Source organism: Candidatus Thermoplasmatota archaeon (genome assembly GCA_030018475.1).
Taxonomy (GTDB): Archaea; Thermoplasmatota; JASEFT01; order JASEFT01; family JASEFT01; genus JASEFT01.
The window spans coordinates 1-7,825 of the sequence record JASEFT010000001.1 but is presented as its reverse complement, the minus strand read 5'-3'; the positions used below and the strand labels follow the sequence as shown (position 1 = coordinate 7,825).

The 7,825-nt window shown below is 37.4% G+C and carries 10 protein-coding genes; 7 read left to right on the top strand and 3 right to left on the bottom strand.

Going from position 1 to position 7,825, the window contains the following annotated elements:
- The 5 genes from QMD21_00050 to QMD21_00030 form a co-directional block, all read left to right on the top strand.
- Window positions 1-370 (top strand): hypothetical protein (locus QMD21_00050; protein ID MDI6855164.1); only part of this gene is annotated, 370 nt, incomplete at its 5' end.
- 68 nt (window positions 371-438) lie between these two features.
- Window positions 439-1,551, top strand: a complete 1,113-nt coding sequence (locus tag QMD21_00045; GenBank protein ID MDI6855163.1) for a DNA topoisomerase IV subunit A — start codon at window positions 439-441, stop codon at window positions 1,549-1,551.
- 150 nt (window positions 1,552-1,701) lie between these two features.
- Window positions 1,702-2,061 (top strand): prefoldin subunit beta, encoded by a 360-nt coding sequence (locus tag QMD21_00040; protein MDI6855162.1) that lies wholly within the window; start codon window positions 1,702-1,704, stop codon window positions 2,059-2,061.
- Window positions 2,061-3,008 carry a DHH family phosphoesterase gene (locus QMD21_00035; GenBank protein ID MDI6855161.1) on the top strand — a complete coding sequence of 316 codons (948 nt, stop codon included), beginning with the start codon at window positions 2,061-2,063 and terminating at the stop codon, window positions 3,006-3,008. The genes QMD21_00040 and QMD21_00035 overlap by 1 nt, the downstream gene beginning before the upstream one ends.
- A gap of 17 nt (window positions 3,009-3,025) precedes the next feature.
- Window positions 3,026-3,298: an Lrp/AsnC ligand binding domain-containing protein gene (locus QMD21_00030; protein MDI6855160.1), complete on the top strand. Its 273-nt coding sequence runs from the start codon at window positions 3,026-3,028 to the stop codon at window positions 3,296-3,298.
- Here QMD21_00030 and rnz read toward each other — a convergent pair whose 3' ends face one another.
- Together rnz and QMD21_00020 are read right to left on the bottom strand one after the other, a co-directional pair.
- A complete protein-coding gene (rnz, locus tag QMD21_00025; GenBank protein ID MDI6855159.1) occupies window positions 3,299-4,204 on the bottom strand; it encodes a ribonuclease Z in 906 nt (301 codons plus the stop codon).
- A 26-nt stretch (window positions 4,205-4,230) separates the two neighbouring features.
- Entirely contained in the window at window positions 4,231-4,518 is a 288-nt protein-coding gene (locus QMD21_00020) for a PRC-barrel domain-containing protein (GenBank protein MDI6855158.1), read from the bottom strand.
- 80 nt (window positions 4,519-4,598) lie between these two features.
- On the opposite strand from QMD21_00020, the gene QMD21_00015 reads away from it, so the two are divergent.
- A complete protein-coding gene (locus QMD21_00015; GenBank protein ID MDI6855157.1) occupies window positions 4,599-5,198 on the top strand; it encodes a 5-formyltetrahydrofolate cyclo-ligase in 600 nt (199 codons plus the stop codon).
- Here QMD21_00015 and QMD21_00010 read toward each other — a convergent pair.
- Window positions 5,182-6,093 carry a 2-dehydropantoate 2-reductase gene (locus QMD21_00010; protein ID MDI6855156.1) on the bottom strand — a complete coding sequence of 304 codons (912 nt, stop codon included), beginning with the start codon at window positions 6,091-6,093 and terminating at the stop codon, window positions 5,182-5,184. The genes QMD21_00015 and QMD21_00010 overlap by 17 nt on opposite strands.
- Window positions 6,094-6,152: 59 nt before the next feature.
- Between QMD21_00010 and asnS the strand changes: the two genes are divergently transcribed.
- Window positions 6,153-7,448 carry an asparagine--tRNA ligase gene (asnS, locus tag QMD21_00005; protein MDI6855155.1) on the top strand — a complete coding sequence of 432 codons (1,296 nt, stop codon included), beginning with the start codon at window positions 6,153-6,155 and terminating at the stop codon, window positions 7,446-7,448.
- The last annotated feature ends 377 nt before the right edge of the window (window positions 7,449-7,825 follow it).

Below are 7,825 nucleotides of genomic sequence, written 5' to 3'. Positions count from 1 at the left end.
ACCGCACTCAAAAGGTTTTAAACTCCTAGCAGTAGTACCAAGCGATGCAAAAGTAAAGGACATAATACCAAAGCCTGAAATAACAGACCATATAATCACATGGAATCTTAAAAAAGTTCCGAGCTTAACGAAGAAGGAACTAAAATTTGAGTTGGAGGGCTTAGATAGAGAAGATTTTGAAGAAAGCGAGCTTTATGTAGAGGGCATAGACCCTGAACTTGTTTCAGGCGCTGAAGTTTGGGACCAAGATGCTTATGAAGCTAGAAAAAGAGAAATGGCTAAGGAGGAGCTAGCAGAGGAAGAAATAGAGGATGAAAGAATTGAGAAAGGCGCTTCCCAGACAAAAGAATCTAGGAAATTGGAGGAGTAAACTCAGCGACAATGGGCTCTTCACGAGATTTTTCGTTGAGTCTATCAGCTGAGTTTAAGCAAAAGGAAATGAGAAAGAAAGAGCAAGAAGTATATGAGAGCCTAAAAGATATTGCATCTGAGATTTATAATAGACTAGAGAAAATCCAGATACCTGCAATTACAATACCTACTAGAACGAAAGCAAATATTGTATTCAGCGACGAGCATAGAGTATGGAAGTACGGCGACATTCTTACTACAAGGAGCGCTAAAACGCTAGACGGCGCTTATATGCTGCTGAGAACAATGTATACACTCGATTTTATAAAATATCAGTTAGAAAACAATAAATCATCTACATTAAGAGAAATGTACTATATTTCTGAAGGCTGGGATTTAGCTAAATTCCATGAGCAGCAAGAAAGTGATCGCTTGATTGAAGACTTAGAAATAATCACAAAGCTAATGCGTGAAGATTTTAAGCTTAGGCCTGAAGAAAACGGCGCTTCTATTATTGGCAATATAACAATTGAAGAGGTTGTAAGGACAGGAGCAGTTAGGAAAATAAATTGTAGAGATGACGTTGGCGATGCAGGCTATACAATACCTTACAAAGTAGAGAAAGAGAAGCTGAAGTTTAAGAGCTACGATGCCGATTTTATTATTGCAATAGAAACAGGCGGTATGTTCGATAGACTTGTAGAGAATAGATTCGATGATAAGGAAAGAGCTATATTAGTTCATTTAAAAGGTCAGCCTGCAAGATGTACTAGAAGAATAATTAAAAGGATGAATGAAGAGCTCAAATTACCAGTAGTAATATTTACTGACTGCGACCCATGGAGCTTTAGAATATTTGCAAGCGTTGCTTACGGAGCAATTAAAACAGCGCATATTTCAGAATATCTTGCCACTCCCGAAGCGCAGTTTCTAGGAGTTTTACCTAGTGATATGGAAAATTATAAACTGCCTACTGACAAGCTAACAGAGCAAGATACAAAAGCATTAGAAGCGGAGAAGACAGACCCTAGATTCAAAGGACCTATCTACGGCGATATTACTTGGGAAGGTGAGATCGAGCTGCAACTAAAGCTCAACAAGAAGTCAGAGCAGCAAGCTTTAGCTAAATACGGTCTAGACTACGTTACAAGCACTTACCTACCTGAAAAGCTTAGTGAAATGGGCGTGATTAAGAAGTAAATTTAGAATTGCCTAGAACATAACGATTATGCACTCTTTGATATTTTGCCGACTTTTTATTACTCCCTTCCATGCTCGCACTATAAAGTTTTCACCCCTATAACTCACAACATTTATAACATTCAACAACTATGTATTACGAGCATAAAAATGGAAGAAGTTCCTAAAAAGATAGAGCATCAGCTCGCGCAATACCAAGAGCTTCAAAGGCAAGCTCAAATAATGATAGCGCAGCGTCAGCAGCTTGAATTACAAATGCGTGAGTCAGAAAGAGCTATTGAAGAGCTTGATAAGCTCAGCAACGACAAGCCTATTTATAAAAGTATAGGCAGCCTTTTAATTAGAGTTGAGAGCAGAGAAGGTATAATAAAAGAGCTAAAAGAGGAGAAGGAAACTGCTGAGGTCAGAGCCAGGACTTTAGATAGGCAAATTGAGAGGCTGAGGGAAAGGCTGAACACCCTGCAAAAAGATATTTCAGAACAGCTTAAAGTGCAAGAAGAGCTTGAGTAATGTCGCTGAGTAAAATTTTAGATTATTTAGAAAAAGACTGCCCTAAACTCGTTCTTCTACATGTAAATGCAGATGTCGATGCTTTAGCAAGTGCTTACGCACTATCAAAAAATTTTAATAATTTAGAAATAGGCGCTTCTGAGAGTATAAGCAAAGATGCAAAAAAACTTGCCGATAAATTAAAACTGAAAATCATTATTGGGCCAAAGCTAAAAAACTACAAATATAATTTCATAGTCGATACTGCAACCCCTGCAATGCTTGGGAAGCTCGCAAGTAGGATGAAATCGCCAATAATTATAGATCATCATGTAAGAACAAAATGGCTCGGCGCAAAATTATATTATTGCGACGATACTAAAAGCTCTTGTGCAGAAATAGTCTGGCAAATTTTAAAGCTCAAAAAAGCGAAGATTGATAAAAATACTGCTCTCGCGCTACTTTCAGGAATAATTACAGATACTGGGCGTTTCAAAAGAGGCTCTGCAGAAACTTTTAAAGCTGTTTCAGAATTGCTCAAAATTGCAGAATTAAAATTAGAAGATATTGTGCCTAGCGAAGAAGAAGAGCGCGATTTCTCAGTGAAAATTGCTTTGCTGAAAGGCATGCAAAGAGTAAAATATACAACTGTAAATAATAAGATTATAGCTTGGACTAATATTAGTGCCTTCGAAAGTACTGTAGCTAAAGCTCTTATTTATTTAGGCGCAGAGCTAGCAATTGTTGGGAGGCAGAGGAACAAAGAGTTTAATATTATATTAAAAGCAAAGGAAGGGCTGAATATCCATTTAGGTAAGCATGCTCAGAAGATAGGGAAGGAGCTAAATGCCCAAGGCAGCGGTCATAAAGGAGCAGCTGGAATTACAGGTAAAGGGCAAGCAGAAAAAGCACTTCACATATGTGTTGAGAAATTTCTAAAAGTACTCGAAAAAGTTAATATACCCTAAAGCTAATTTCTAACCTCATGGAGAAAGTCTATGTTTTAATAAACGTCAAGCGAGGGGCTGCTAAAAAAGTGCATGACTCAGTTAGAAAGCTAAAATGTGTGACTGAGACTAGTATTGTTAGCGGGCGCTATGACGTTTTTGCTAAAATAGAGGGCAAGACTCTTGCAGAAATAACAGATATTGTAATAAATCAAATTCATAAAGTAGAAGGTGTAGAAAGAACTGAAAGTTTGATAGCTTTAAGTTTAGAGATGACCGGCGAAGAAGGTCCAGCATTAAGAGCTGTTTGATTACTTTGCTTTTATATTATAAGTCATAAAATCGCGCGCGCAAATCGAGTTCTTAAATATTTTTCTAGCTTCCTTCTCTAAAATATCTGTTTCCTTATAACGGGGACTGAAATGCACTAAGAACAACAATTTTGCATTCGCTCTTTTAGCGATCATTGCAGCTTGCCTTGCACTGGAATGCGCATATTTATTTGCCTTATCCTCTAACTTGCTGTGTACTGTAGCATCGTGTATTAATACATCGCAATTCTCTGCAAGCTTAACAACGTTTTCACAAGGCCTTGTATCGTTTGCATAAACCAGCTTACGACCTTTTCTAGGCTTGCCAAGCACATCTTCAGGCTTTATTCTCTTACCTTTAAAAACGATACTTTTACCTGACTGAAGTCTTCTGTATAAAGGGCCTTGAGGCAATCCCAGTGCTTTTGCCCTCTCTATTCTAAACCTTCCTGGTCTGTCATATTCTTCCAATGCATAAGCTAAAGTTGGTACGTTATGGTCTGCATAGCATGTTCTTATACGATTCTCTTCAAATTCAATATTATCATTTCCGTTAAGGTCGTAAACTCTAACCTTAAAAGAAGGTGTGAAATAGCCTAACCTTAGAAGCGTTCTTACAAGCTTGCCACTGCCTTTAGGACCGTAAATTTCTAAATCTTCTTTCCTATTGTTGAGTGTCATACTTTGAACTAGCCCCGGTATACCTAGAAAATGGTCCCCGTGAAAATGCGATATGAAAATTTTAGAAATTTTCATGAAGCTTATAGTAGAGCGCATTAACTGCCTTTGCGTGCCTTCTCCGCAGTCAAACAAAATTATTTCTTTACCTAATCTAAGAGCTACGCAAGAGACATTACGGTCTTTAGATGGCCAGCTACCGCCAGTACCTATGAATACAAGTTCCATACCCTAAAAAAGAAAGAAAAATATTTTTACTTAGTTTCAGAGGTCTCTTCGCCTTTCTCCTTCTCCTCTTTCTTAAGCGTTACTTTGCTAGGAAAATATTTCAAAATAATCACATCACCCACAGCTTGTACCCATCTATAAGGAATATTGACGTTTACAGAACCTTCTACAAGGGTTGGATTAGTATCTGTAACGAACAATCCTTCGATTTTATTATTCGCTATATCTAATACTAGATTTTCAACAGTACCAAGTTTTAGCCCTTGATTAGTATAGACAGCGAGATTTGCAAAGCGACTAATCTCTTCTAGCATTTTTTATCACCTTTTTCTATGAATATCTTTACTACATAATAAAGTTTAATATCTCTTTATCAATTTAAGGCTATAAATTTATGCTCTCAAAGCAAGAAATAAGGCAGCGAGTGTGGCATTTGCTAGAAACTAAAAATTTAGTTTCTTTTCCAAGGCCTTGCTATGGCAGAATACCTAATTTTATAGGCTCAGAAAAAGCTTGTGAAAAGTTATTACAGGTCAAAGAATTTAGACTTGCTAACTGCGTTTTCTGCGCGCCTGATAGCGTATTAAGAAGGGCTAGAGAGCTTGCACTAGAAAACAACAAGGTACTTGCAATAGCTACTCCGCATATGAAAAAATTTCTAGAAATACGGAACGTAGAACGTAATAAAATAAAGTTAGCCACCACTATCAGAGGATTCGAATTTTTCGGCAAACATTTAGAAACTAAAGTGGATATTTTCATTCAAGGTGCTGTAGCTGTAGATTTAAAAGGTAATAGGCTAGGCAAAGGCTCTGGCTACGGAGATAAAGAATATTGGTATCTGAATAGTAGGAATTTACTTGCTGATAAAGCGCCCGTCTTAGCAATTGTGCATGAAATTCAAATTTTAGAAGATTTCTCTAAGTTAACTACCCAATATGATGTTAAAGTAAATTATATAATCACTCCTGAAAGAGTTATTGCTTGCAAATAGCTCCGGACTCAAGACCTTTTACAAGCTCTACAATTGCTGAGTTTAGAGTTGTTTCGATGCCTACTCCTTTACCTGTTTCTACAATTTTACCGTTAATAAAATCAATTTCAGTCCTTTTGCCACTTTCAATGTCTTGCAACATACTCGATTTGTTATTTTTAGTCGCTTTAGCAACCTCAAATACATTTTTTATTACCTTACTATAGCAAAATTTAAAATTACCGAATTTATTAGCAACTTTAATACTTTCTTTACAAATTTCTTCTGCTAAAGCTCTAAGTAATCTATCACTTAAAATTGCTCCGTTTCTCAAACCAGTGAGTGCTGTCAGAGGATTAATACATGCGTTAATAATAGTTTTTAGCCAAACAGCTCGAACTATATTCTTAGTAATTTTAGTCTCGATATCTGCAGATTTGAAAATCTTGCTGATTTTTTTTACTCTATCACTAATAACGCCGTCCAACTCGCCAATTACAGTTATACCTCTACCAGCATGATATATTTTACCTGAGCCTAAACGATATACTCCCTGATTGGTTATTCCTCTAACCACGTTTTCCTTGCCCAACTCCTTAACTAATATTTCTTCGTTTAACCCGTTTTGAATGGATAGAACAAAACTTCCTTTAGTCAAATTTTTCTTCAGCTGCTTGCATGCCTCTAAAGTATGGTAAGATTTGACAGCCAGAATTATAAAATCAAATTTTCTATCTGTTTTAGATAGCGCTTTAGGATAGCAGTGAAGTTCACTCTCACCTTGAATTACTAACCCACGCCTTTTTATAGCTTTGATATGCTCTCCCCTGCCTAACAACGTAACATCGCAATATTTACTCAGCAGCCCACCAAACAGCGAGCCTATAGCGCCAGCGCCGAATATTAGAATCCTCACTTTTTTCCTGTAATGAATAAACTATAAATACCAATTTAAACTTTTCACTTTATTAAAAGATGGAGTTTGTTGATATAGAAAAATTGCTTACAGGTAGCTATGAAGGTAGAGTGGCAATTATAAAAGGCTGGATATATAGGAAGAGGAGCAGCGGCAAAATTTTATTTGTGCTTGTACGCGATTCTACAGGAGTAATACAAACTGCGGTTTCAAAAGAAAATGTAAAAGCTCAAGAATTCGAGCATGCTGAGAAAGCTCTGATTGAAAGCTCTGTTAAAGTTGAAGGCACAGTTGTAAAAGATTCTAGAGCGCCTGGCGGCTACGAACTAAGAGCGAGCAAATTTGAAGTAATAAGTTTTGCAGATGTTTTTCCCATTACCGAGTATCAGAGCGAAGAATTTCTGCTTGATAAGCGCCATTTATGGATTCGGTCTCGAGAACTTACTAACGTAATGAAGATCAAAGCATCTCTACTAAAATACGCAAGAGAGTGGTTTGAGCAGAATAATTTTTGCGAGGTTACGCCTCCAACAATAACGCCATCTGCTTGCGAAGGAGGCTCTACAGTGTTTGAGTTCAATTATTTTGATCAAAAAGCATACCTTTCGCAATCTGCACAATTGTATTTAGAAGCGCTTATTTACTCGCTTGAAAAGGTATGGAGCTTAACGCCAAGTTTTAGAGCTGAAAAATCCAAAACTACTCGCCATCTAGCTGAGTACTGGCATTTGGAAGCTGAGGCTGCTTGGGTAGATAATAACGAAAATATGCGGTTGCAGGAGGATCTTATATCATATATATGCCAGAAATTAGGTAGATATAGAGCTGTAGAGCTAAAAGCTTTTAATCGTAGCGCTGAAACTCTGCTTAAAATAGAGGCGCCGTTTAAAAGATTTACTTACGAAGAGTGTATAAAAATTTTGCAAAACAAAGGTTTTGATATAGAGTATGGTGCTGATTTCGGTGCTAAAGAAGAGCGCGAGCTCTCTCTGCTAGATCCCAAACCAATATTTGTTACGAGCTATCCTAAAGAGATAAAAGCATTCTATATGAAAGAAAATCCACAGGATAAAAGAACTTATCTATGTGCAGATATGCTTGCCCCTGAAGGCTACGGCGAAATTATAGGTGGAAGCGAAAGAGAAACGGATGTAGATAAATTGATTGAAAGATTGAAAGCAGAAAATGCAAATTTAGCAAATTATGAGTGGTATTTAGACCTTAGAAGATTTGGTAGTGTGCCGCACTCCGGCTTCGGATTGGGCATTGAAAGAATGCTTAAATGGATTTGCAAACTAGAGCATATTAGAGATGCAACACCTTTCCCAAGGACGATAACGAGAGCTTATCCTTAAATACAAACACTTAAACTCGCAAAGCGCCTGAGCGTAGACGCGACCAAAGGGCGCTTCCGTGTTGACGAGAGTGTGCAAAATCTAAGCTGGTGGGCACTAAAGAAGATCACTGACGAATTGCTCGCTATTTTATAGATATGCGATGGGTAATTATAGCGGGCGACTTCCCCTTGAACCCCCTGCCGCCCGCCTGATAAAAGAATCATCCAACAAAGTTATATAGCCGTGGTGTATTTTATTGTTAATGAGTGTAAGATAGATGAAAGAACAAATGGAAGTAATTGAAGTTTCTGGAGAAGTCGGAAAATGGGTAGTAATGGTAAAAAATAAGGTTATTGCTAGTAGCGATAATCTTAAAGAAATACTTGAGATAGCCG

Coding starts and splice junctions, on each gene's coding strand:
- asnS (MDI6855155.1), top strand. CDS start 6,153: ATGGAGTTTGTTGATATAGAAAAATTGCTTACAGGTAGCTATGAAGGT.
- QMD21_00020 (MDI6855158.1), bottom strand. CDS start 4,518: ATGCTAGAAGAGATTAGTCGCTTTGCAAATCTCGCTGTCTATACTAAT.
- rnz (MDI6855159.1), bottom strand. CDS start 4,204: ATGGAACTTGTATTCATAGGTACTGGCGGTAGCTGGCCATCTAAAGAC.
- QMD21_00040 (MDI6855162.1), top strand. CDS start 1,702: ATGGAAGAAGTTCCTAAAAAGATAGAGCATCAGCTCGCGCAATACCAA.
- QMD21_00045 (MDI6855163.1), top strand. CDS start 439: ATGAGAAAGAAAGAGCAAGAAGTATATGAGAGCCTAAAAGATATTGCA.
- QMD21_00035 (MDI6855161.1), top strand. CDS start 2,061: ATGTCGCTGAGTAAAATTTTAGATTATTTAGAAAAAGACTGCCCTAAA.
- QMD21_00015 (MDI6855157.1), top strand. CDS start 4,599: ATGCTCTCAAAGCAAGAAATAAGGCAGCGAGTGTGGCATTTGCTAGAA.
- QMD21_00030 (MDI6855160.1), top strand. CDS start 3,026: ATGGAGAAAGTCTATGTTTTAATAAACGTCAAGCGAGGGGCTGCTAAA.